Here is a 23104-nt window from a genome sequence, read left to right as displayed (position 1 = left end):
GTTATTCTCGATGATAGGGGTGGTTAGCGGTAATGCTCCAAGCTCGGTATAGGCTTTCTGCCATAACAACTCGAACTAATGGATGAGGCAGCGTAAGAGGTGACAAAGACCAGCTTTGTTCGGCAGCCGCTTTGCAAGCTGGCGCTAAACCTTCAGGACCACCGATTAGAATCGATACATCTCGTGCATCTAGTTTCCAAGCTTCCAATTGTCCTGCAAGTTGCTCTGTATCCCAGCGCTTACCCGGAATGTCCAGAGTAACAATTCGATTGCCTTTTGGCACTGCCGCCAACATCGCTTCGCCTTCTTTTTGCAGAATTCTTGCAATATCAGCATTTTTTCCACGCTTACCTGCTGGGATTTCAATCAATTCCAAAGGCATGTCGTGGGGGAACCTGCGTTTATATTCTTTAAACCCTTCTTCCACCCACTTTGGCATTTTCGTGCCAACGGCAATAAGTTGAATCTTCAACGATTAGCTCCAGAGTTTCTCAAGCTGGTACAGCTCTCGCTGGTCTTCTTGCATTACGTGAACCATGGTAGAACCCATATCGACAACGACCCATTCGCCTTCTTGTTCGCCGTCTACACCTAGCGGTTCTAGCCCAGCTTTTTTCGCTTCACTGGCGACGTGATCGGCTATCGAGGCTACGTGACGCTTAGAGTTTCCTGTGCAGATAACCATAAAGTCTGTAACACTGGATTTGCCTTGAACATCAATGGTCACGATGTCTTCTGCTTTCATATCGTCTGCTTTATCCGCTAAAAAATCACGTAGATCTTGTACTTGCAATGTCTTTTACCTTAAAAAAAATTTAACCGTTATTATACTCAAGTTATTCCAAGATGCTCGCATCTGAATGAAATAGTTATTGGTGTTGTGGAACCAGGGTATTGGGCTGTTAAAGCGCTATATTGAATGTAGCCTTTGGCTCACAAAATTGAAGTGAAATTTGAGCCAGAAGTAGCCAAACTGGGCGGTCATAGCGCGTTTTTGCATTTATTTCGGCTTGAGCTGTCAACGAGAGCAATTTTTGAATATCAGTTGGCGCTAGCCTTTGCAGTGCAGCGGAATACATTGGACGCTTAGTTTGCCAAATTCTACGGGCATCGAAGACTTTCCCCAATGGTAGAGAGGTGGATTCTTTATGCATTTCCAATATCAGTAGCAATTCTTTCTGAAGAGTACGAAGTAAAATGATGGCTTCAGTACCTTCGGCTTCAAGTTGTCTTAATATGCGTTGCGCTCGCTTACTCTGACCGGCAAGCAATGCATCACTCCATTGGAATGGCGTAAAGTGATTATGCCGACTTAATGCTTCTTCGACTCTCAGCAGCGTTAACTGACCATCAGGATAGAGAAGTGCTAACTTTTCCAAACTTTGTGAAAGGGCCAATAGGTTGCCTTCGTGCCATTGCGCCAACATTTGTATTGCTTGATTATCAGGGACGAGGTTCAGTTTACGACAGCGTTGTTGCACAAATTGAGGTAGTCGTTGGGTGTCCGGAGTTAGACATGTCACAACACAACCATTGGCAGAAAGTGCTTTAAACCATTTAGCATTTTCTTGTTGCTTGGTCAGCTTGTGCCCAATGATTACCAGCATAATATCAGGGTGAAGCTTATCAGCTAAACCAATAAGCTCTTTTCCTGTTGCTGCATTTACACCGGTTTCAGGAATCTCTAATTCGATGATCTGACGAGCTGAGAATAGGCTCAATGCCTGACAGCAGTCGTACACCAAGTTCCAGTCGAGTTGAGCATCGACCGCAAAACGGTGACGTTCTTCAAACCCTAGGCTTTGCGCGTGTCGCTGTATCGCTTCTCGGCTTTCTTGCAATAACAATGGTTCATTGCCAAAGACCAAAAAAATACCATGCTGAGATCGAGGTAAGTGATCGGCAAGTTTGTCCGCAAAAATACGCATTACTGGTTCTCAGCCGAGACTTTTTCTGTAGTCGTTGTCTGTGTCACACCGAGATCTAACGTCATACTTTCTTCTTGGTTCTCGCTATTGATGTCGTTTTGGCTTTTATCAAGCTGTGCTTTTAATCGCGCCATTTGACGAAGGATTTGTCTCGCGGCTTGTTTACGCATTTCATCAATAATCATTTCTTTTTCAGTCGATTTAGCGAGGGCAGTTAATGGGTTATCCAAGAAGCTGCGGTTGACTGTTGTTGTAAATGATTGGCTACCAACACCTGGAACTGTCACTCGATACGAAGCCGCGTAAGTAAGTTCATATTCTGCTGCACGGCTGTTCTGATACAAAGAGAGAGTGCGTTCACCATTGGACTCACTGGTTAAATGCAGGTTTGGGATGTCTTCTCTTGGGGCAACGGCATCTACGCCATTCAAATCCAACTCAGCACGGACGTACCGCGTTAATGAGCCATAAGAATCAAAGCTGGTAAATGATATTTCAGAAAGTTCTTCTGGAAGAAAGTACGTATCTCGGAAATGAAAACCACAAGCAGACAACACCGTTGTCAAGACAAGAACAATAGAGGCACGCAAGGTGCGAGAAAAAGAAACACGCTTCACAAATCGTTTCCTAGTATTCGGATTAACTTTGATGACAACACTGTTTGCGTATGCGCACAATGTACTCATCAAAATACGCCGATAAAAACAAACAGGGTGATGATTCACCCTGTTTGCTTATTTTTATGGGTTGGGTTTTATGACAATCAGTTTGCCACAATGTTCAGAAGTTTACCCGGTACGTAAATGACTTTACGGATCGTTTTTCCTTCTGTGAACTTAGTAACGTTCTCATCGTTCAAACCAAGCTCTTCCACTTGTTCTTTCGACGCGTCAGCAGCAACGGTCATTTTTGCACGCAGTTTACCGTTAACTTGGACAACGATAAGTTTCTCGTCTTCAACCAGTGCTTTTTCATCGAAAGTCGGCCAAGTCGCGCTATCAACGTCAGATTCCCCTAGCGCTTCCCACATTTCATAACTGATGTGTGGAGTGATTGGGTATAGCATTGTAACGACTGCTTTCAACGCTTCATCCAGAATAGCACGATCTTGAGCAGACTCTTGTGGAGCCTTCGCAAGCTTGTTCATCAGTTCCATGATTGCAGCGATTGCAGTGTTGAATGTCTGGCGGCGAGATACGTCATCAGTCACTTTCTGAATCGCTTTATGAACGTCACGACGAAGTGCTTTTTGATCGGCGTTGAACGCACTTACATCAACGGCTTCAGCAGCGCCCTTTGATGTGTGCTCGTTTACTAGCTTCCAAACACGCTTCAAGAAGCGGTTTGCACCTTCAACGCCAGACTCTTGCCATTCGAGAGTCATGTCGGCTGGAGAGGCGAACATCATGAACAAGCGAACGGTGTCCGCGCCGTATTTATCCACCATTTCTTGTGGGTCGATACCGTTGTTTTTCGACTTGGACATTTTGATCATGCCTGAGTGCTCAACGTTACGACCTTGGCTATCGATTGCAGAGTCGATTCGACCTTTACCGTCACGCTCAACTTTCACTTCCGTCGGCGCAATCCATTCTTTCGTGCCTTTCTCATTCGTATGGTAGAACGCATCCGCTAGTACCATACCCTGACAAAGAAGCTTCTTGAATGGTTCATCTGATGTGACATAACCAGCATCACGAAGCAACTTGTGGAAGAAGCGAGAGTAAAGAAGGTGCATACACGCATGCTCAATACCACCGACGTATTGATCCACAGGCAGCCAATAGTTTGCTTTTTCTGGATCGAGGATATCGTCAGCTTGTGGAGAACAGTAACGTGCGTAGTACCAAGAAGATTCCATGAACGTATCGAATGTATCTGTCTCGCGTAGAGCGGGTTCGCCGTTAAACGTGGTTTTTGCCCACTCTTTATCTGCTTTTATTGGGCTAGTAACGCCGTCCATGACCACATCTTCCGGAAGGATCACTGGCAGTTGGTCAGCGGGTACTGGGTGAACTTCACCGTCTTCAGTGGTGACCATCGGGATTGGTGCTCCCCAGTAACGTTGACGAGATACGCCCCAGTCACGCAAACGGAAATTAACGGTTTTGTTGCCTTTGCCTTCCGCTTCTAGCTTCGCAGCGATAGCATCGAATGCTGCTTGGAATTCGAGACCGTCAAATTCACCTGAATCGAACAGCACGCCTTTCTCTGTGTAGGCTTCTTCAGAGATGTTGAGTTCACTGTCATCAGCGGGTTTAATGACTGGAACAATATCCAAACCGTATTTTGTTGCGAACTCATAATCACGCTGGTCGTGAGCTGGCACTGCCATGACGGCACCTGTACCGTAATCCATTAATACGAAGTTAGCGACGTAAATGGGTACTTCACGACCGTTTAATGGGTGGATGGCGGTGAGACCTGTCGCCATGCCTTTCTTTTCCATCGTGGCCATTTCAGCTTCGGCAACTTTGTTGTTCTTACATTCTTCGATGAATGCCGCGAGTTCAGCGTTGCTCTCTGCTGCTTTCGCGGCAAGAGGGTGACCAGCAGCAATGCCAACGTACGTCACACCCATCAACGTATCTGGACGTGTTGTGTACACTTCCAAATCTTTGTTGTCTTTGAGCGAGAAGCGTAGCTCAACGCCTTCAGAGCGACCAATCCAGTTACGCTGCATGGTCTTCACCATTTCAGGCCAACCGTCTAAATTATCTAGGTCGTCGAGAAGCTCTTGTGCATATTCAGTGATCTTAATGAACCATTGAGGAATTTCTTTTTGCTCAACAGGTGTATCACAACGCCAGCAACAGCCATCTTCCACCTGCTCGTTAGCAAGCACGGTTTGGTCGTTAGGGCACCAGTTAACAGAAGAGGTCTTTTTGTAAACCAGTCCTTTTTCGTAAAGCTTAATGAAGAACTCTTGTTCCCAACGGTAGTATTCAGGAGTACATGTTGCGAGTTCACGATTCCAGTCGTAGCCAAAGCCCAATAGCTTAAGCTGGTTTTTCATGTACTCGATGTTTTCGTATGTCCACGGAGCCGGAGCCGTGTTGTTCTTAACCGCAGCGTTTTCAGCAGGCAGACCAAACGCATCCCAACCAATTGGTTGCATAACGTTTTTACCTTGAAGGCGCTGAAAACGAGAAACCACATCACCGATGGTGTAGTTACGCACGTGACCCATGTGGAGACGACCACTTGGGTATGGGAACATGGAGAGACAGTAAAACTTTTCTTTATTCGGGTCTTCGCTCACAACAAACGTTTTGTTGTCGTCCCAGTGCTTTTGAACTTTCTGTTCAATATCTTGCGGGTTATATTGCTCTTGCATCGATGATATCCGGTTATCTTGGAATTTGTGAGATCGGTTAGATCAGACGGTGATAGATCAGCATAGAATACATAAAGGAAAGACAGTCAACAATAGTCAATGCACGGAGGTTGTTTATGCCTGAGCGTAAAGCCCGTTATGAAGCGTTCCTAGAAGAGGTTACTGATACGTTAAAACATAGCCCTGAGGAGTTGGAACGTGTCTTGGAAACATCGTCTCAGGTCGTTGCTGCTGCTAGCGATATGACTAAAGATGAACTTTCTCTTGTCTCCGCTTATGTCCGTTCGGATCTCAGTGAATTTGCTCAAAATTATCAACAAAGTAAAGATACCTTCCCCGAAAGCCCTTTTTATCGATTAATTGCCGATTCCGTTTGGGAGGGGCTGTTAGACATTACCGATAGAACCAAGGTGGAGTGGCAAGAGCTGTTTTTAGATTTGGAGCACAAAGGGTTATATCAAACAGGTGAAGTGATCGGGCTTGGGTATCTTGTTTGCGATGAATGCGGTGATAAATCGTATTTTAATCACGCCACATTGATTCCACCTTGTAAGAAGTGCGGCAATACAGGCTTCACACGACAAGCGTTGAAGCCATAAAATTAGCTGTTTTATTTCGCTATTGTCCAGCCGTCGGGAAGGTCCGCTTGTTGTAGGAACATGTTTAGAGCAAACTGACCGCCTTCATCTCCCCAATCGTACCACTTGACGTCAAATCTCGATCTTGTATCGGTAGCTCCGTGTCCCAATATTCCCCCATTTACCAATTGAACAGTATTTGGAGTAATAGTGACATCTAAAGTAATTGGAAATGCCATATAAGTCGAAGTACCGTTAATTAAGTACCCTGGCTGCATATGACATCTAGCTTCTGTGATGGAGTAGTCACCCGGCGGGATATCGGTAAGTAAACCATATCCACCGTATTGAGAGTAATCTCCGTCTTCTAACTCTTTTAGTTCCTCCAGATTGGTATAGAAGCGTCTGCTATCGTCGCCAAATGCAAAAGAGATGGCATGACATGGATACTTGACTGTATTACTCATGTAGACAACAACGGGAACCAATGCTGCACCATTGCCAACTGGATCTGCGAGCTTTGTTGTTTGACAGCCTGAGACTAATACAATGGACGACACTAGGGCTGCACAAGAAGTGAGTTTATTCACTGTAAAATCCTGTTTTACTTTTTTTGAGCGCTCATAATCCTAAAAATAAAATTATCATCAAGATATTACATGGTTTTTTCGGCTCGCTTCACATAAAAATGTGATACTGACAAAGAAAGCAACACAATTAAATACAAGGGCCAAATGCCCAATATTCTATACGGAGTCATGCCAGTTGCTGAACTCACTTCCGCCGTTAACACTTCTGTTTTAAATTGTGGCACTTGGTGAATGATCTTGCCTTTGTAATCGGTAATCGCTGTTACGCCGTTGTTGGTTGCTCTGACGACAGGTCGGCCTAGTTCGAGTGCTCGCATTTGCGCGATTTCCATATGTTGGTGAGGTCCAATAGAATCACCAAACCAAGCGTCGTTTGAAAGGGTGAGTATGTAGTCGGTCTCTTCCGTGATGTTCTGGCGAACTTGTTCGTTGAAAATGATCTCATAACAGAGCGCCGGCGCGAAGTGACGTCCATTGGCTTCGATGTTTTCCTGTACGAAACCACCTCGGCTGAATGACGACATTGGTAAATTAAAGAATGGTGCAATAGGGCGAAGAATGTCACCAAAAGGCACAAACTCACCAAAAGGAAGTAGGTGATGTTTGTGGTATTTGGGCTGAGATTTAGGGTTGTATTGTTCTTGCTCATTCTGCCCAATAGCTATCACGCTATTGTAGAAATTTTCTCGGCTGGTTGAGGTTACAATACCCGTTATGATGCCACTTTGGTTTAAGCGCCCTGCACTGTCTAAATTGCTAAGGAAAGAAGGCAATTCATTTTCAAATGCAGGTATAGCGGCTTCAGGCCAAATGACGACATCTGCATCCCAGTTTTCACGAGTCAGATCCATGTATTTCATAATGGTGGGCCAGCGCTGACTGGGCAGCCATTTGAGTTCCTGAGAAATGTTCCCTTGTATCAACGCGAACTTAGTCGTGTTGTCTTTGTCTTCTTCTACCCAATGAACAAGGTTAAGAGCACCTGCAAGCGCAAAGAGTCCGATTGGGAGGGCTAAGAAGTGCCATCGTTTCTGTGTGAGCGCGAGAGTGATAGCTCCTGTGATTAGCCAGATTATATAGCTTATGCTGTCTACGCCACCTATAGGGGCAAAGACACTGAGTGGGGAGTCTACTTGGCTGTACCCAAGCCATAGCCACGGAAAACCAGTCATTACCCAACCTCTTAGCCATTCATTAATGAGCCATAGAGATGGAGCCGCGAGTAAAAAGCGGACGAGATTAGCGTTTGGAAACCACCGATTGAGTACGGCAGCAAATAGAGCAGGGTAAATCGAGAGATAACTGACCAGCAAAAACATCAACGCTAAACTGGCGAATTTGGGTAACCCACCAAATGTATCGATACTGATGTGAACCCAGCTAATGCCTATGGCAAACTGCCCAATTCCCCAGCTAAATCCGATAGCTAACGCTTGTTTGGTCGTTTGTTTTTCTAAAAGCAGAAGAAGTAGGAGCGGGCTGAGAATAGCCACGGGCCAGAGTTGGTAAGGTGCAAAAGCAAGCGTAGTCAGTGCCCCAACAAAAGCGGCCGCAAGCGGCCGCACGAGGCGATGATTTAGTATTGTTATCATCTTCGTCTTATTATCGTTGTAGCATTTGGCTACTTGGTTAACCTAAACTCAGGTTAGCTACTTAAATCCTCTTCAGCAGGAAGAGGCTCCTCATCAGGGACGGTAACCTGAAGTTGAACGACACGGCGGTTGTCTGCAGCGGTAACCTTAAACAAATAATGCTCAATTTCGACCACTTCTCCGCGTGTAGGTAGGTGTCCGAAGCTGGTCATCACCATGCCGCCGACCGTATCCACTTCTTCATCGCTAAAGGTGGTGCCGAACGTTTCATTAAAGTCTTCGATGGTGGTCAAAGCTTTAACGGCGTAGGTGTGTTTACTCAATTTCTTGATATCGGTTTCTTCTTCGTCATCGAATTCATCTTCGATTTCGCCAACGATCTCTTCCAAGATATCTTCAATGGTTACCAGCCCAGAAACTCCACCGAACTCATCTACGACAATTGCCATGTGATAACGTTCCTCTCGGAACTCTTTTAGCAGTCGATCGACGCGTTTGCTTTCTGGAACGACGACAGCAGGGCGTATTACCTGCTCTATATCGAATGGAGCACTGTCCGAACCTAAGTATTTTAATAAGTCCTTCGCTAACAGAATGCCTTCCACATGGTCTTTGTCTTCACTGATAACTGGGTAGCGGGAGTGCTGTGCATCAGTGATCAAAGCGACTAAATCATCGAGTACATGAGTTCGCTCAACAGTGACCATTTGCGAACGTGGGAGCATGATGTCCCTTACTCGCGTTTCGGCGATTTCCATAACACCTTCGAGCATATCTCGCGTGTCATGGTCAATCAGTTCGTTTATTTCAGAGTCCCGAATGACATCAACTAGCTCCTGACGATCTTTCGGTTCACCTTGAAATAGCTGACCAAGGCGTTCAAAGAAGGACTTTCTACTCGGACCTTCAGTTTTTTCTTTCTTCCCTTCCGTAGAAGAGGTCGAATTGTCTTCGTTCATGATTTCTCAATCGTTAACGCTATCAGATGTGTGATAGCACACTTAAAGCAGCCTTATTTGTCGTTCAGTTTGAAGGCTACTGCTTTTCTGCTAAATATGGGTCTTCGAAGCCCATAGATTGCATAATTTCGGTCTCGAGGGCTTCCATTTCTTCTGCTTCCTCGTCTTCGATATGATCATAACCTAACAGATGCAAGCTACCATGTACAACCATATGCGCCCAGTGCGAGGTGGCATTTTTATCTTGTTCTTTTGCTTCCAGTTCAACCACTTGTCGGCATATTATCAAGTCACCAAGCAAATCCATCTCGATGCCCGGAGGGACTTCAAATGGAAATGAAAGTACATTTGTTGGTTTGTCTTTGCCTCGGTATTCGTGGTTAAGCTGTTGGCTTTCTTCGACGTCCACAATGCGAATGGTCACTTCGGCTTGGGGCTGGAAAAGAGGGATGGTCTTATCTAGCCACATTTGAAAGTCTTCTTGTGAAGGAAGTCCACCTTCATTTTCGACCGCGAGTTGAAGATCAAGTTCGATGGTCATTATTTACTTACCGATTGTGCTGCGCTAATCGATTGTGGCAAAAGCTCGGCGCTTTGGGTTTCAAGTAGTTTTGCTTCCCGCTCTTCACGCTTGCGCTTTTCGTATTCTTTTCGTTCTTTTTGATCTTTGGCTTCCCACTTCTCATATGCGTTAACAATACGAGCAACTACTGGGTGTCGCACTACATCATCAGACAGGAAGAAGTTGAAGCTTATTTCATCAACTTCACTTAATACTTCGATAGCATGACGAAGACCAGACTTTGCACCACGAGGTAAATCAATTTGGGTTACGTCACCGGTAATCACCGCTCGTGAGTTAAAGCCGATACGCGTCAGGAACATTTTCATCTGCTCAACAGTCGTGTTTTGGCTTTCATCGAGAATGATAAAGGCATCATTGAGTGTGCGACCACGCATGTAGGCGAGTGGGGCCACTTCAATAACGTTACGCTCTATGAGTTTTTCAACGCGTTCAAAACCAAGCATTTCAAACAAAGCATCGTATAGAGGGCGTAAGTAAGGGTCGACTTTTTGGCTCAAATCACCGGGCAAAAAGCCTAATTTTTCACCAGCTTCTACTGCAGGGCGAGTAAGAAGGATTCGTCGAATCTCTTGTCGCTCCAAAGCATCAACAGCCGCTGCAACGGCTAGATAGGTTTTACCTGTACCTGCAGGTCCGATGCCGAAGCTGATGTCGTGAGTCACCATATTAACCAAGTACTGTCCTTGGTTGGGTGTACGCGGCTTGATCACGCCTTTTTTGGTTTTGATAAAGACTTCTTTACCATGCTCGATAGCAGATTCAGTGGATTGCTCCAATACGCCCGACTCTTTGATGGCAAGGTGAATCAATTCAGGTTCGATGTCGGTAACTTGGCCTTTAACTGGCGCGGTCTCAACATATAAAGATTTGATGATATCCAGCGCAGCCGAGGCGGTATGGGGTTTACCCACAACGGAAAAGAAGTTGCTACGATGGTTTATTTCTACACCAAGTCGGCGTTCTAAATGTTTGATATTGTCGTCGAAAGGACCACAAAGGCTGGACAAGCGACGGTTGTCTGAAGGTTCTAGATCGATTTCTAGAGTGACGATTTTATTACTCAATGCTGCCTCACATTAAACCATGACAATAAAGCCCGACTTCGACCGGGCTCTACATGGTTATTTAATCTGTAAGCTTATGGTGTAAAGGTTGCTACACCTAGCTCATCTTCCTTGCGGGTTTTTTCCATCATTGCCGATGGAGAGGTCACCACGCGAAGGTTCATTTCTTTTTCAGTTCGTATCAGTTCGCCGCGAAGTGAATTCGCGAATACATCAACGATATTGACGTCGACAAACTGACCGATGAGTTCTGCAGGGCCTTCGAAGTTAACCACTCGGTTGTTCTCCGTACGGCCACGAAGTTCCATCATGTTTTTCTTAGATACACCTTCGACAAGAATACGCTGTTCAGTGCCCATCATCAAACGGGAGTATCGCATTGCTTGAGTATTGATTTGTTGCTGCAATTCGTAAAGGCGTTCTTTTTTAGTTTGCTCGCTGACGTCACACGGATAGTCTGCTGCTGGTGTTCCCGGTCGAGCTGAGTATATGAAGCTAAAGCTCATATCGAAGTCGACTTGTTTAATCAGCTTCATTGTGTCTTGGAAATCTTTATCCGATTCTCCAGGAAACGCCACGATAAAGTCGGAGCTGATTTGAATTTCTGGGCGCGCTTTTCTCAGCTTACGAATAATGGATTTGTATTCGATAGCGGTATGCGGACGCTTCATCATCGTCAAAATGCGATCGGAACCACTTTGTACAGGCAGGTGAAGGAAGCTCACCAACTCCGGCGTATCTTCATACACGGCAATGATGTCGTCAGTAAATTCAAGCGGGTGGCTGGTCGTAAATCGAATGCGGTCAATCCCATCGATAGACGCAACAAGGCGCAATAATTCCGCGAAGCTACAAATATCATCATCAAAAGTCGCACCACGGTAGGCATTTACGTTTTGACCCAGCAGGTTAACTTCACGAACTCCTTGCTCGGCTAACTGGGCGATTTCAAATAACACATCGTCCATTGGGCGGCTGACTTCTTCGCCACGGGTATACGGTACTACACAAAAAGTACAGTATTTAGAGCACCCTTCCATAATAGAAACAAAAGCGGTTGCTCCTTCAGCGCGAGGTTCAGGTAAGTTATCGAATTTCTCTATTTCTGGGAAAGAAATATCCATAACGGGCGCTGAATTGTCGTGAGATGATTTGATCATCTCCGGAAGACGGTGAAGGGTTTGTGGACCAAAAATAACGTCAACAAACGGGGCGCGTTGTCGAATGTGGTCGCCTTCTTGCGTGGCGACACAGCCGCCAACACCGATAACTACGCCGGGCTTTTTGTCTTTCAGTGTTTTCCAGCGACCAAGCTGGTGGAAGACTTTCTCTTGCGCTTTTTCTCGGATTGAACAGGTGTTAAGTAATAGAACGTCTGCTTCTTCAGGTTCCTCTGTTAGCTCGTATCCGTTGGCGGCATTAAGCAGGTCGGCCATTTTTGACGAATCATATTCGTTCATTTGGCAGCCCCAAGTTTTAATTAGCAGTTTCTTACTCATTGCACTCACGCTCGTTATTTTGTTCGTATTTGTTCAAATTATAGCCACTACTGTTGTAGTGAGCGGCGTATTGTACTGCTTTAAAAACCAACTGACCAGAGATCGTTTAGCACTTGAGCTTTAAGCTATTTGCCCAGAATCTATCGCGGCGGATATTTCTTCATCGGTAAAGCCAAATTCCAGCAAAACTTCGCGAGTATGCTGACCGACCAACGGAGCCGGTCTGTGAATATTTGGCGGTGTTTCAGACATGGTGACAGCAGGTCCGACACATTTCACATTCCCAGCGAGTGGGTGTTCGTAGTTTTGGATTAACCCAAGGTGCTCAACTTGTGGATCAGCAGCAGCTTCTAAGTGCGTTTTAACTTCACCACACCAAATGTCTTCTTCGAGCATCATTTGCATTAAATTTTTTGTATCAAAGGCTTGTGTTCTTTTGGCGATTTCATTCCAAACCATATCTCGTTCATCAAACAAAATAGCGGGGTCGTCAAATTGCAAAAGGCTGTCATCCCCAAGTACTTTTACCAGAGTCTTAAATGGGCTCATGGCAATGGTGACCCATCCATCAGAGCTCGGATAAGTACCAAAGGGCGCATCCATCCCGGGGTGACCAATACCGGAGTTTGGTCGTTGGAAATCCTGATTGAAATTCATCGCCATCAGCATTTCTTGACCCTGATGTGCGAGCATGCCGGCCAGTAAGTTCACGACAATCTTTTGCCCCTTGCCTGAACGCTCTCGCCAATAAAGTGCAGAAAGGACGGAGTAGACAATATTCATCGCACCCACTTGATCTGAAAAGCCAGAACCCGCAGGTGTCGGTGGGTGGTCGGCTTGCCCTGTCGCGGCCATTAACCCTGTTAGTCCTTGAACCAACATATCTTGACCGGGGCGAGAAACGTAGGGCCCTGATTCTCCGTAGCCCGTTCCCGAGCAGTAAATGATTCTTGGGTTGATAGCTTTGAGGTCGTCGTAGCCATAACCCAGTCTATCCATGACGCCAGGTCGAAAATTTTCGATGACGATATCAGCGCTTTCGACCAAGCGATAGAGAATGGCTTTGGCTTCTTCTGATTTTAGGTTGGCAGCAATGGAGCGCTTGTTTCGGTTCCACGCAAGGAAGTTGGGGCTCTCTTTTCCGCCGACCCATTGATTTTTAAAGGTGAGAGAACGAAATAAATCCCCAGCACCGGGTCTTTCCACTTTGATGACATTGGCCCCCATGTCGCCTAGCAACTGAGTAGCAAAAGGTCCTTGTAGAAGCTGTGAGAAATCCAATATCGTGACATCACTTAGAGCGTGTTCCATGCTCATTTCTCCTTGTTTTTGAATACAAAAGATTTATGTCTTTCACCAGTTGTTTTGAGGAGGCTCGGTTAGTGAGCCCCTCTCGAATGAGCTGTGCGGCTGCATCTTGAAAATCTATGTAACCTGTATATCTAGGGCGTAAATAAGCGTTATCTACGGTGGTATATGCATGGTGATAAAAATGATTCACAGGCTGATTTACATCGGTGTTTTTCCATGCGGACTTGAAACTCGGCTGCCCGTTGTATTCAGGAATGAAGGTGTTCTGAATATCAGAACTGAGCAGATTTTTAAGATACAGCAGTAACTCATTGGTGACAGAGCACTTTTTTGTAATGGCTATGCCTGTTCCACCTAATATTGATATGTTGCTTGGTGGGGCTCATATTTCGATCCTTGAAGGTGCTTGACTGTAGTTAACGTACCCATAGACAAACGGGCACAGGTCAAACGTACTTGAGTCATTCAGCGTATCTAATATCTCAATAGGGTTAAGAAAGGTGGACGGTGCAACACTCGCTAAGAATAAAGATTTCATTAAATCGACGGCTTCAACGCCATCATGAGTGCTCATAAATTGATGGTTATTAGGACCGCTTGAGCCTACTGCAAGAGAAAGAGCCAAAAGCTGCAATGTGGAGTGAGGACCCGCTAAACAAAGCTGAAAGTGACATCGAGTGCGTAAAAGGTCGAGCCAACCATTAATGGCTAGTGCGGTGTCTCTTTCCTTTAAGCGATACGCCATGACTTGAGAAGACGCATCCAAAGGCAGTGCCCAGCAGTGGTTGTCGAGCCAATAACTGTGGGCAGCTTGACCAATACAATGGGCTTTCAACTCTTCCAGCCACATGGGTGAAAGCAGCGCGTCAAGGGGTTGTAAACAATCAGAGGTAATGGCTTGCCCTAAATGAGGATGGTCTATAACGAGTAAGTCATAATGACTGGCGAGTTCATGAAGTGGTGTTTCCTCAAATCCAGATAAAGGCTGAACATCCCATTTCTCTATGGGGCAATGTTCCCACTCTAAGCTGGTTTGTAGCGCTTGGTAGCCTCTTGGGTGATCCCACGTTAGCCCTTTCAAATTCATTGCAACCTCTGCTCATTGTAACCGCATAGATATGGGTTCTATGCGCTCTCCAGCACTATCAAACCAGTGGGTGTGCTCGGAGGAAAACCCTAACCCAATGGTTTCGCCAGTATTTACTTGCATTTGCCGTGATGTTTTCACCATCAATACCCTGTTTTTTAGCGATAATGTATACAAGTAGCTGTCACCCAATAACTCCGTTAAGGTCACGGTGGCTTGGATGATGGCGTTGGGATCGTTTACCAGCTGGATGTTTTCCGGTCGTATTCCAAGTGTGACCGCCCCCTCGGGCACGGCGAGTGAACGGCAAAGATTGATGTGGTCGCAGGGGATGATATTCATGGGTGGATTACCTAAAAATGTTGCGACGAAGGTGTTTTGAGGTTTGTCGTAGATTTCTTCCGGTGTGCCGACTTGCTGAATTTTTCCTTGATTGATCACTACAATACGATCAGCAAGGGTCATCGCTTCGACCTGATCGTGGGTGACATAAATGGTGGTAACTGCCAATTCATGTTGCAGTTTCTTCAACTCCGCGCGCATGCTGGATCGTAGCTTGGCGTCTAAATTTGATAGGGGTTCATCGAGAAGAAATAACTTGGGTTGTCTTACAATGGCACGGGCTAAGGCGACGCGCTGCCTTTGCCCACCGGACAACTGCGCTGGTTTACGGTCAAGTAAGCTGTCGAGCTCAACACGTTTCGCGACCTCGTCGATCATTTCATTGCGTTGGGACTTACTTAGCCCTTGCACTTTCAGCGGAAAGTCGATGTTGTTGCGCACGGTCTTATGTGGATAAAGCGCATAGCTCTGAAACACCATCGCCAAATCTCGCTCGTTTGGGGGCAATTCGTTCACGCGCTTTCCATCGATCAAGATATCGCCTTGTGAGGGTTTTTCTAAGCCAGCAATCATTCTCATAGTGGTACTTTTTCCACAGCCAGAGGGGCCTAGCAACACCAGAAATTCTCGGTCTCGAATATTCAAGTTTAAGTTATCAACGCTGGTCACTGTAGACCAAGATTTGGAGAGTTGTTTGAGTTCAACAGAGGCCATAAACCGTCCTTATACATTACTCGAAGCGGAGAAGAGAGGAGTCAAAGGCAATATCACGATGTGTACCATCGTCTCCCGTAACGCGGATGCTGTGCCGTTCAACCTCCACATGTTGAATGTTTTGCCAATTTGGCTGCGCACGAAATACAGCAAAGGCATACCCCACTTGCGTTTTTCCATTGGTATTCAGGTCTAAGGCCGTGGGATACCCTTGTTGATTGATTGGGTTACAGGAAGTTGATGCTTTATGACCTAAATGGGAATACGCGCAACCTTCTTCCAGCCCAAGCACATGCGTGTGTGAACCATTAAATGGGGCGTAGTTTCGACCTCCATGGCTTTGCCAAAGCGTTGTGAGCGGCAATACCTTTTCAGGCTTAATGGCAAGGTAGACCCAGCCCTCTTCTTTGCACAGGGCGGCAGTCCAGCCCCATTCTTGTTGTGTTGGAGAAACGAGATGAAGTATATCTTCATGACGTTCGCTCCATGGGTAAACAGAAAGATCCGCGTGGTGTCCGTTTGCAAGCCTGACTGATTGGATAGTTGTGAACTGTTGAGGGTAGGCAAGAAGCGAGCGTCCGCGTGTCGGGTCTGGCTCCAATGCTTCATTAATGGTGTAACCAAACGCCTTATGTGAAAAGGATAACCGAACTTGAGATTGGCATTTGAGCATCGCATGGTAGCTGATCGGAATCGCTCCATTACCTCCAGAGAATTCATGCAGGTGATAGATAAAGGGTGAACCGCTTTTTAATGTGATTGTCTTGGTGAGCTTCGCTCCATAAATGTGGCGATCTAATTCTGCAACCAGCTGATTTTCTTCACTCTCTATTACCAGCCAGTTTCCGTTGCTGCTCCATCCATGAGGCGGGGCGGGTTCTATGTCACTTTCTCCGAATGGCGCACAGAAGAAATCCCCCGACAACTGCTGCAAAATAACAGGGTAATCTGGGTGGTGTTCATCGACCCAAGGCGCACGATGCATTGGCGAAAACTGATCATTGCCATCGGTGAATCGAATGTGATCTAAATGCCCACCTTTGGTTTTAAATTCACATTCCACATTTTCATTGCGAAGTGACACTACCATTTTAATCTCCTTTCACCAGCATACCGCCATCGGTGATGAGTATTTGCCCGGTGATGAAGCTCGATTGTTCTGTGGCGAGAAAGAGCACCGCTTGCGCCACTTCGTTTGGCTGACCAAATCGACCTATGGGGTGGTTGTCATTCCACCGCTGGCGAAGTTCTTCTGGGTTATCAACTTCATCAAAAATCTTCTCGTTCATGGGGGTCATGATGGTGCCGGGCGCGACAGCGTTGACTCGGATGCCATCGGGTGCAAACTCAATGGCGCTCTGGCGAGTGAGAGCGTTAATGCCTCCCTTTGCGGCAGCATAAGCACTCCAACCATGAAACCCAGCAAAGGCCTGCGCTGAACTGATATTGACTATCGCTCCTTTACCCACCTTTTTCATATCCGGTACGGAATGTTTTATGCCACGCCATACACCAGATAAGTTAGTGTTTATTACCTGATTCCACCGTTCTTCTGATATCTCAACGGCGTCACCGGATAACGCCACTGCCGCATTGTTGATCATGATACTGACCAGCCAATTTTTTTGGTGCACCCACTGGAATAACTGGTTTACCGAATCAGGGGAGGAAACATCGGTAAAATAATAGTGAACATCCAACCCATCCAATTTAAGCTGATTGGCTATCTCTTCTCCTTGGGTCTGATTGATATCGGCAATGATGACCGTTGCGCCATGGGTAGCTAAAACTTCGACGCACGCTAACCCAATACCTTCTGCTCCGCCTGTCACCACGGCAACTTGGTTCACCAGCTGATCTCCCCCAATATGCTCGTTTTTATTCATTGTTAGCTCCTGTTGAGGCGATGATTTCAGAGCTCATATCAAAAGAAGCAGTTCGTTTATCTAAAAAGGCGGAGACCCCTTCTTGCCCATCGGCGGAGCAATAGAGCTGTAAAAGTTCGGCTTGCTCCCAACTTAACCCTGATTCCAGCGGCGTATCTAACCCATTTCGAACCAGCTTTTTCATTGCGGCCTGAGCCGTAGGGCTGACTTTCAGTAAGTAACTGGCTTTTTTCAATCCTTCCGACATGAGATTGTCTTGAGAGCAAACTTGAGATGCGAGACCAAGACGCAACGCTTCATCAGCTTTAATTCGCTTAGCCGATAGGAGAGCGTCAAGAGTGACAGCTTTTCCTACCGCTCTTAATAGCCGTTGCGTGCCTCCACCTCCGGGGCATAATCCCAATAAACCTTCGGGTAACCCCATCTGGGCGTTGCTCGCCACTATCATCAAATCGCAGGCTAGGGCTATCTCGAATCCGCCGCCCATCGCGTAGCCATTAACCAGTGCTAGAGTCGGTTTGGGCAACTGCTCTATAGTTTCGAATGCTTTTCTTCCTTGGAGCTGATAATCGTTGAACTTTTTGATTTGCAAACCGCGGTATTCATTAATGTCTGCGCCAGCTACGAAGGCTTTGTCGCCGCTACCGGTAAACATCACAACTCGAACATCATCGTCTTGATTGACATTGTCTAGCGCCAGAATCAACTCGTTTTGCATGTCTTCAGAGAGTGCGTTGAGTTTTTCCGGTCGGCTAAAGGTGATCAGCGCAACGTGTTTGGCTGGGTAGGTCAGTTGGATAAAAGTAAAGTGATCATGTTTCATGGAATCATCCTTTTACAGAGCCAGCAGTGAGACCTGCAACAAAGTGTTTTTGTAGGAAGAAAAACACCACCACAATAGGCAATGAAATCATGACGGAGCTCGCCATGAGTTCGCCGTATCGAATGCCATACTGACCAATAAAGTCGTTCATCCCGACAGGCAAAGTTCGCATTTCTTGAGTGGTAGTAAACGACAGAGCAAATAGGAACTCCTGCCATGTGACAATTAAAATGTACACGCTGGTGGCGATGACACCGGGGCGGCAGAGCGGGAGGACAATTTCGAAAAAAATTCGCATTGGCTTGGCGCCATCCATCGCTGCAGCTTCGTCGAGCACAGCGGGGATATTTTCCATAAACCCTTTCAGCATCCAAGTTGCCACGGGAAGGGTTATGGTGATGTAAGCAATAATGAGAGACAGCTTGGTATTGAGTAAATCGGCGTCGTCCATCATTTTGTATATGGGAATGATGATGGCACTGGAAGGAAACATTTGTGACACCAGAATCAAGCCAAGGAAAATCGCCATGATTTTTATCTGAAATCGTGTAAAGGCATAAGCAGCCATTAGAGCGAGGCTAGTGGATATGACCAAAGTGCTTAAAGAAACGACGACGCTGTTGAAGAAATACTGCCTAAATTCTGGGCGGAAGGCGTTACTGTAGTTTTCAAAGGTTGGGCTGTCCGGCCACAGCTTTGCCGGAATGGCGAACGCTTCGGTGGACGGTTTTAGAGAAACTGACACCATCCAAAAAATTGGCAGCAAAATGATCAACGCCAGCAGTAATTGACCTGTCAGTAGCGCTAGCTGCTTCATGTTGAGTTTGATTTTCATATTGGGGCTCATCGGCTCTCCCTTTTTTGTAGCCAGAAGTAAACCGAGAGTAAAACCACTAAGATAAGAATCGACATCACGCCGTAAGTTGCCGCTTCTCCGAATCGAAACTGACCGAAACCCAATTCAAAGATCTTTGTGGGGAAAATATGAGTGCTGTCTTTAGGACCACCACGGGTAAGTACCCAAACCATGTCGAAGTAGTTGAAGGTTAGAATGGCGGTAAGCAGTAAGTTGATCGCTACCACATGTCGAACGGCGGGAATGATGATTTCTATCAGGCGACGAAATGGTCCAGCCCCATCCACGATGGCTGCCTCTATTTGTTCCTTATCGACACTTTGTAATGCAGCGAGATACACAACCGTTGAAAATGGGAAGCCTTTCCAAACGGCGGCTATCACAACTGCAAACATGGCGGTGTCAGGAGTGGCTAACCATGCAATGGCTTCGTCAATCAAAGAGCCAGACAGGAACATAGAATTGATGAGCCCCAATTGAGGGTCATACATGAAGCGCCATACTATGGCTGCCACTATTCCCGGTAGCACCCAAGGAAGCAGCACTAGAGAGCGCATTAACCCTTGTCCGGGTATTTTCTCGTTCAATAAAAGTGCCGTTAAAAAACCAAACAGGTTTTGCAAAACGATTACACCAAACGTCCATGCAACGGAGTTTTGAATGATTTGCCAGAACTGCTCCTGTGATAGCAATTTGCTGTATAGCTGAAATCCCACGAATTCTGGTTCGGGGTTGATGAATGATGTGGCGTATAAACTTTCGATGAACGTGCCAAACATTGGGTAATACATCAACAATCCGATAAGCGCGACGGCAGGCGCGATCATTATTAGAGGAAATCCAAAATTATTCTGGTACTTCATTGCCACACCCATGCTTAGTTCGCGCTGATAGCCTGATGTGGCTACCAGCACTTCCAATTACAACTGATTGATCTTGATGCAAGCCGAGTCCGCTGCTTTTTGTGCATCCGTGCCATCAAAGAGATCTTGAATCATTGCCATTTGAATATCGGCAATTTCCAAATACCGAGAAGACAGTGGTCGAGGTGATGCGTTATTCAAGTGCTCAATGATTGCGTCTGGCTTGTGGCGATTAGCATCAACAAACTTTTGCGCTGCGTTGACGTTAGCAGGAAGAAGGTCGACGACTTTTCCATTGATGTCTTGCCTTGTGAGGAATTGGGCAAATTTCCACGCCGCTTCTTGGTGTTTGGAACCTTTGTACACGACTAAATTCCAGCCGCCGTAAGTACCAATCGGGGTTTTACCAGCAGGGGCGTGACCGTTTACAAAGTCCCAATCTATACTGGATTTCTTCAATGTGGGTTGTTCTAAAGCTGGCCAAAACTCAATGGCTAATGAACCATTAAGGAATAGCTCTCGCATGTCTCCACTGGAAGCATTTAGAATACCTTTAGGGGCGTATTGCGAGAGATCTTGAAGATACGCTAAAGCTTCAACCGCCGGTTTTTCGTTTAACTTACATTGCCCACTGCTATCTAAGACTTGACCGCCATTGGAGAAGATAAAGGAGTTGACGATCACGACGGTGTCTTCGCCTTTATGACCAAACAAACCAACGCCATATTGTCCCTTGGAAGTGTCTGTTAGTGCTTTTGCAGCGGACTTTAGCCCACTCCAAGTGACGATTGAGTCAGGCTCGATACCTGCCTTTTTGAATAACGCGTTGTTGACGTAACTGAATTGCCACACGTCTACATTGAATGGGACCCCCCAAGTTTTGTCTTTGTATCGAACTGAAGACCAAGCGCCGGGAAAGAATTGCCCTGCATTCATTGAAGCCGCATTCATTTTCTTATCGAGTGGGATAATCGCTCCTGCTTCTGCAAATGCGGCTAGCCAGATCTGGTCTACCGTTGAAATATCGGGGGCATTGCCACTTCTTACTGCTGTCAGAAGCCTTTGTTGATATTCAGGGTAGGGCACGGTTGTTACATCTACTTTGATCCCTGGGTTTTCTTTTTCAAATAGTGCGACAGACGCTTTTTGGTAGTCACTCAAACCAGATTCAGTCTGTTGGTTATCCCAAAAGCGGATGGTTATGTCTTCTGCTTGAACTGTGGGTGCAGACACCATCAGCACTAAGCTGATAGAGGCGCATAAACTGCGCAAACGTGTACTGAGACGCTTCATAAACTATCTCCTTGTTTATTTTGGTGCATCACTGCTTGTGTCTTGTCTTCAGACTTCAAGTAGTCTTCGGCAAGGTGAACGCGTATACCATTTGCCGACAGCTCTAGCCGCTGTGCGGGAATGGTGCCTAAATCTGTCATAACATCAGTAATGTCATGCAATGGAGCAATCAGGTAATTTTCTTCCGCGCCCATCTGGCTGGCTTCGCCTAAAACCAGTGTTTGATGCGAGCGGGCAATGGCGGTTTTGGCTACGACTGAGCATGCTTCGTCGTTCATACTGATACCAAACTTGGCTGAAATGCCATCCACGGAAAGAAAGGTTTTGTCGACTCGAATTTGTTCTAACGTTGAAAAGCAAGCAGAGCCTGTCAGTGCGCGCTGACCAGACAAAAGCTCTCCACCTGTTAAGATGATCCGAAAATCGTGTTTGTATTGTTGGAAAAATTCAAAGGCATCCAGAGAGTTGGTCACAACGGTGTGTTTGCCAGCTGCCTCAATCAAAGCTGAAGACAAAGGCATGGCGAAAACGCCGTGATTAATGAATATTTTGCTTTCACGCTTGAGTACCTTCACTGCCATTTGGGCAATGCGTTCTCGAGCATGATTTACTTCTTTGTGAAATTGGATTTCAGGCGGTTGGATCTCACATTGTAGCCCTAAGTATTGGCATTCTGATTCCAAACTTTTCGCCAGTTTTCGGTACCAGTTGTGATCGATAAAGTGCGGCACAAACATGATTCTTGCTGGTGGTAAGCTGCTTTTGTCTACAGAAAAGTCACGACCAGCCAACTCGGATAGGTTTTGTTTTAAAACCCAATGATCATTTTGCCGAGTAAACCGAGTGTGTACATCTTGCCCTGTCAAAACATCAAAAGGGGTCAATACTGGTTGGGGAACAATGCCGCTAACCAACTTGGCTACTGTGTGTGCCGCCATGTAGCCAACCAATTCTGGATATAAAGCGACACATGCGTGAAGTCGGTTGCCGTAAGTGAGTTCATCCAGTAAATCATCGCCTTCTAATCCGATTGAATAGGCGTAAATGTCATGCCGACCTTTTGTGGCTTCTAACCCAGCAAGAATCGAGTGGTCATTCACGCCGAACAAAACATTGATATCCGGATGCGTTGTGAGCGCATCTTGTATTTGTCGCAGTGCGGTTCTGTAATGCCCAAACCCATCAATCGATAGCATCTGGAGTTCACCTAAGTAAAATTGGTTAAAACCCCGTAAAAACCCTTTTGTTCTTTGTTGTGCGTTAGAGAGTTGTGCATGGTTAATGAGTAGAACATTTGCGCACTTCACTTCATCACGATTGAGCTGACTAGCGGCAAATTTTCCTAGTTGGTAGCCTGCCTCTAAATTATCCGGACCAATATAAGTGCACTGAGAATCGGGAGCTGATTCAGACAAGACAGGAAGCCCGTTTGCTAATGCTCGTTGCTTGAGTAAGTCGCCCCATGGTTCATGGATAGGAGGAAGGATCAGCGCATCAACTTCATCAAGCCCGATATTTTCTTGGGGGAGCGGGGGAGGCGTTATATTTTTAACGGCATGAACAGCGCCATGAGAGCGTTCCAGTTTTCCACTTTTTGCCAGCCGTGCGACGTCTCTTCGAATAGTGACGTTTGCTACTTGTGGAAACTCCTGAGCAAGCTGCGCTATAGAGACGTTTCTACGGTTCTCTAGTACGTTCAATATGGCTTGTTCGCGGAGCCTTTGGTTCATAATGAGTGATCCACTGGATTAACAATATTCACCATTATCTGTATAAATCAATCTAAATGATCAAAT

The 23104-nt window shown here is 46.1% G+C and carries 22 protein-coding genes; 1 reads left to right on the top strand and 21 read right to left on the bottom strand.

The window, feature by feature from the left end:
- Nucleotide 1 precedes the first annotated feature (1 nt).
- The 5 genes from rlmH to leuS form a co-directional block, all read right to left on the bottom strand.
- Nucleotides 2-472 carry a 23S rRNA (pseudouridine(1915)-N(3))-methyltransferase RlmH gene (rlmH, locus tag LDO37_RS14440; protein ID WP_101110762.1) on the bottom strand — a complete coding sequence of 157 codons (471 nt, stop codon included), beginning with the start codon at nt 470-472 and terminating at the stop codon, nt 2-4.
- A 3-nt stretch (nt 473-475) separates the two neighbouring features.
- On the bottom strand, nt 476-793 hold the full coding sequence (gene rsfS, locus LDO37_RS14435) for a ribosome silencing factor (RefSeq protein ID WP_101110761.1): 318 nt from the start codon (nt 791-793) through the stop codon (nt 476-478).
- A 109-nt stretch (nt 794-902) separates the two neighbouring features.
- The gene (gene holA / locus LDO37_RS14430) at nt 903-1928 is read right to left on the bottom strand and encodes a DNA polymerase III subunit delta (RefSeq protein ID WP_126605958.1); all 1026 of its coding nucleotides are present in this window, start codon (nt 1926-1928) and stop codon (nt 903-905) included.
- The gene (locus LDO37_RS14425; protein ID WP_224056032.1) at nt 1928-2545 is read right to left on the bottom strand and encodes an LPS-assembly lipoprotein LptE; all 618 of its coding nucleotides are present in this window, start codon (nt 2543-2545) and stop codon (nt 1928-1930) included. The genes holA and LDO37_RS14425 overlap by 1 nt, the downstream gene beginning before the upstream one ends.
- 146 nt (nt 2546-2691) lie before the next feature.
- Nucleotides 2692-5265 carry a leucine--tRNA ligase gene (leuS, locus tag LDO37_RS14420; protein ID WP_126605960.1) on the bottom strand — a complete coding sequence of 858 codons (2574 nt, stop codon included), beginning with the start codon at nt 5263-5265 and terminating at the stop codon, nt 2692-2694.
- Nucleotides 5266-5381: 116 nt separating this feature from the next.
- On the opposite strand from leuS, the gene LDO37_RS14415 reads away from it, so the two are divergent.
- Entirely contained in the window at nt 5382-5864 is a 483-nt protein-coding gene (locus LDO37_RS14415) for a zinc ribbon-containing protein (protein ID WP_126605961.1), read from the top strand.
- A gap of 11 nt (nt 5865-5875) precedes the next feature.
- Here LDO37_RS14415 and LDO37_RS14410 read toward each other — a convergent pair whose 3' ends face one another.
- The 16 genes from LDO37_RS14410 to LDO37_RS14335 form a co-directional block, all read right to left on the bottom strand.
- Entirely contained in the window at nt 5876-6433 is a 558-nt protein-coding gene (locus LDO37_RS14410) for a hypothetical protein (protein ID WP_126605962.1), read from the bottom strand.
- Nucleotides 6434-6498: 65 nt separating this feature from the next.
- Nucleotides 6499-8025 carry an apolipoprotein N-acyltransferase gene (gene lnt / locus LDO37_RS14405; RefSeq protein ID WP_126605963.1) on the bottom strand — a complete coding sequence of 509 codons (1527 nt, stop codon included), beginning with the start codon at nt 8023-8025 and terminating at the stop codon, nt 6499-6501.
- Between the two features lie 53 nt (nt 8026-8078).
- The gene (corC, locus tag LDO37_RS14400; RefSeq protein WP_101110754.1) at nt 8079-8984 is read right to left on the bottom strand and encodes a CNNM family magnesium/cobalt transport protein CorC; all 906 of its coding nucleotides are present in this window, start codon (nt 8982-8984) and stop codon (nt 8079-8081) included.
- 76 nt (nt 8985-9060) lie between these two features.
- Nucleotides 9061-9525, bottom strand: coding sequence for an rRNA maturation RNase YbeY (ybeY, locus tag LDO37_RS14395; protein ID WP_224055248.1), 465 nt, complete (start codon nt 9523-9525; stop codon nt 9061-9063).
- On the bottom strand, nt 9525-10634 hold the full coding sequence (locus LDO37_RS14390) for a PhoH family protein (protein WP_101110752.1): 1110 nt from the start codon (nt 10632-10634) through the stop codon (nt 9525-9527). Before LDO37_RS14390 ends, ybeY begins: the two co-directional genes overlap by 1 nt.
- 74 nt (nt 10635-10708) lie before the next feature.
- A complete protein-coding gene (miaB, locus tag LDO37_RS14385) occupies nt 10709-12133 on the bottom strand; it encodes a tRNA (N6-isopentenyl adenosine(37)-C2)-methylthiotransferase MiaB (protein ID WP_101110878.1) in 1425 nt (474 codons plus the stop codon).
- Between the two features lie 120 nt (nt 12134-12253).
- Entirely contained in the window at nt 12254-13444 is a 1191-nt protein-coding gene (locus LDO37_RS14380) for a CaiB/BaiF CoA transferase family protein (protein WP_126605964.1), read from the bottom strand.
- A 382-nt stretch (nt 13445-13826) separates the two neighbouring features.
- Nucleotides 13827-14531, bottom strand: coding sequence for a hypothetical protein (locus LDO37_RS14375; RefSeq protein WP_126605965.1), 705 nt, complete (start codon nt 14529-14531; stop codon nt 13827-13829).
- A 12-nt stretch (nt 14532-14543) separates the two neighbouring features.
- The gene (locus tag LDO37_RS14370; protein ID WP_126605966.1) at nt 14544-15587 is read right to left on the bottom strand and encodes an ABC transporter ATP-binding protein; all 1044 of its coding nucleotides are present in this window, start codon (nt 15585-15587) and stop codon (nt 14544-14546) included.
- Between the two features lie 16 nt (nt 15588-15603).
- The gene (locus LDO37_RS14365; protein WP_126605967.1) at nt 15604-16677 is read right to left on the bottom strand and encodes a hypothetical protein; all 1074 of its coding nucleotides are present in this window, start codon (nt 16675-16677) and stop codon (nt 15604-15606) included.
- Between the two features lies 1 nt (nt 16678).
- Nucleotides 16679-17473 carry an SDR family NAD(P)-dependent oxidoreductase gene (locus tag LDO37_RS14360; RefSeq protein ID WP_126605968.1) on the bottom strand — a complete coding sequence of 265 codons (795 nt, stop codon included), beginning with the start codon at nt 17471-17473 and terminating at the stop codon, nt 16679-16681.
- Nucleotides 17466-18296 carry an enoyl-CoA hydratase/isomerase family protein gene (locus LDO37_RS14355; RefSeq protein ID WP_126605969.1) on the bottom strand — a complete coding sequence of 277 codons (831 nt, stop codon included), beginning with the start codon at nt 18294-18296 and terminating at the stop codon, nt 17466-17468. Before LDO37_RS14355 ends, LDO37_RS14360 begins: the two co-directional genes overlap by 8 nt.
- Nucleotides 18297-18300: 4 nt before the next feature.
- A complete protein-coding gene (locus LDO37_RS14350) occupies nt 18301-19143 on the bottom strand; it encodes a carbohydrate ABC transporter permease (RefSeq protein WP_224055247.1) in 843 nt (280 codons plus the stop codon).
- Nucleotides 19140-20015 (bottom strand): carbohydrate ABC transporter permease, encoded by an 876-nt coding sequence (locus LDO37_RS14345; protein ID WP_126605970.1) that lies wholly within the window; start codon nt 20013-20015, stop codon nt 19140-19142. Before LDO37_RS14345 ends, LDO37_RS14350 begins: the two co-directional genes overlap by 4 nt.
- 57 nt (nt 20016-20072) lie before the next feature.
- Nucleotides 20073-21308, bottom strand: coding sequence for an ABC transporter substrate-binding protein (locus LDO37_RS14340; protein WP_126605971.1), 1236 nt, complete (start codon nt 21306-21308; stop codon nt 20073-20075).
- Nucleotides 21305-23038, bottom strand: a complete 1734-nt coding sequence (locus LDO37_RS14335) for a substrate-binding domain-containing protein (RefSeq protein WP_126605972.1) — start codon at nt 23036-23038, stop codon at nt 21305-21307. Before LDO37_RS14335 ends, LDO37_RS14340 begins: the two co-directional genes overlap by 4 nt.
- Between the last annotated feature and the right edge of the window lie 66 nt (nt 23039-23104).

This window comes from Vibrio penaeicida (assembly GCF_019977755.1).
GTDB lineage: Bacteria > Pseudomonadota > Gammaproteobacteria > Enterobacterales > Vibrionaceae > Vibrio > Vibrio penaeicida.
The sequence above is the reverse complement of the archived record's forward strand: the minus strand, read 5'-3'. Positions and strand labels throughout refer to the sequence as shown.

Coding starts and splice junctions, on each gene's coding strand:
- ybeY (WP_224055248.1), bottom strand. CDS start 9,525: ATGACCATCGAACTTGATCTTCAACTCGCGGTCGAAAATGAAGGTGGA.
- lnt (WP_126605963.1), bottom strand. CDS start 8,025: ATGATAACAATACTAAATCATCGCCTCGTGCGGCCGCTTGCGGCCGCT.
- LDO37_RS14350 (WP_224055247.1), bottom strand. CDS start 19,143: ATGAGCCCCAATATGAAAATCAAACTCAACATGAAGCAGCTAGCGCTA.
- LDO37_RS14355 (WP_126605969.1), bottom strand. CDS start 18,296: ATGAAACATGATCACTTTACTTTTATCCAACTGACCTACCCAGCCAAA.
- LDO37_RS14380 (WP_126605964.1), bottom strand. CDS start 13,444: ATGGAACACGCTCTAAGTGATGTCACGATATTGGATTTCTCACAGCTT.
- LDO37_RS14365 (WP_126605967.1), bottom strand. CDS start 16,677: ATGGTAGTGTCACTTCGCAATGAAAATGTGGAATGTGAATTTAAAACC.
- LDO37_RS14375 (WP_126605965.1), bottom strand. CDS start 14,531: ATGAATTTGAAAGGGCTAACGTGGGATCACCCAAGAGGCTACCAAGCG.
- holA (WP_126605958.1), bottom strand. CDS start 1,928: ATGCGTATTTTTGCGGACAAACTTGCCGATCACTTACCTCGATCTCAG.
- LDO37_RS14335 (WP_126605972.1), bottom strand. CDS start 23,038: ATGAACCAAAGGCTCCGCGAACAAGCCATATTGAACGTACTAGAGAAC.
- corC (WP_101110754.1), bottom strand. CDS start 8,984: ATGAACGAAGACAATTCGACCTCTTCTACGGAAGGGAAGAAAGAAAAA.
- LDO37_RS14345 (WP_126605970.1), bottom strand. CDS start 20,015: ATGAAGTACCAGAATAATTTTGGATTTCCTCTAATAATGATCGCGCCT.
- LDO37_RS14360 (WP_126605968.1), bottom strand. CDS start 17,473: ATGAATAAAAACGAGCATATTGGGGGAGATCAGCTGGTGAACCAAGTT.
- LDO37_RS14415 (WP_126605961.1), top strand. CDS start 5,382: ATGCCTGAGCGTAAAGCCCGTTATGAAGCGTTCCTAGAAGAGGTTACT.
- LDO37_RS14340 (WP_126605971.1), bottom strand. CDS start 21,308: ATGAAGCGTCTCAGTACACGTTTGCGCAGTTTATGCGCCTCTATCAGC.
- leuS (WP_126605960.1), bottom strand. CDS start 5,265: ATGCAAGAGCAATATAACCCGCAAGATATTGAACAGAAAGTTCAAAAG.
- miaB (WP_101110878.1), bottom strand. CDS start 12,133: ATGAGTAAGAAACTGCTAATTAAAACTTGGGGCTGCCAAATGAACGAA.
- LDO37_RS14370 (WP_126605966.1), bottom strand. CDS start 15,587: ATGGCCTCTGTTGAACTCAAACAACTCTCCAAATCTTGGTCTACAGTG.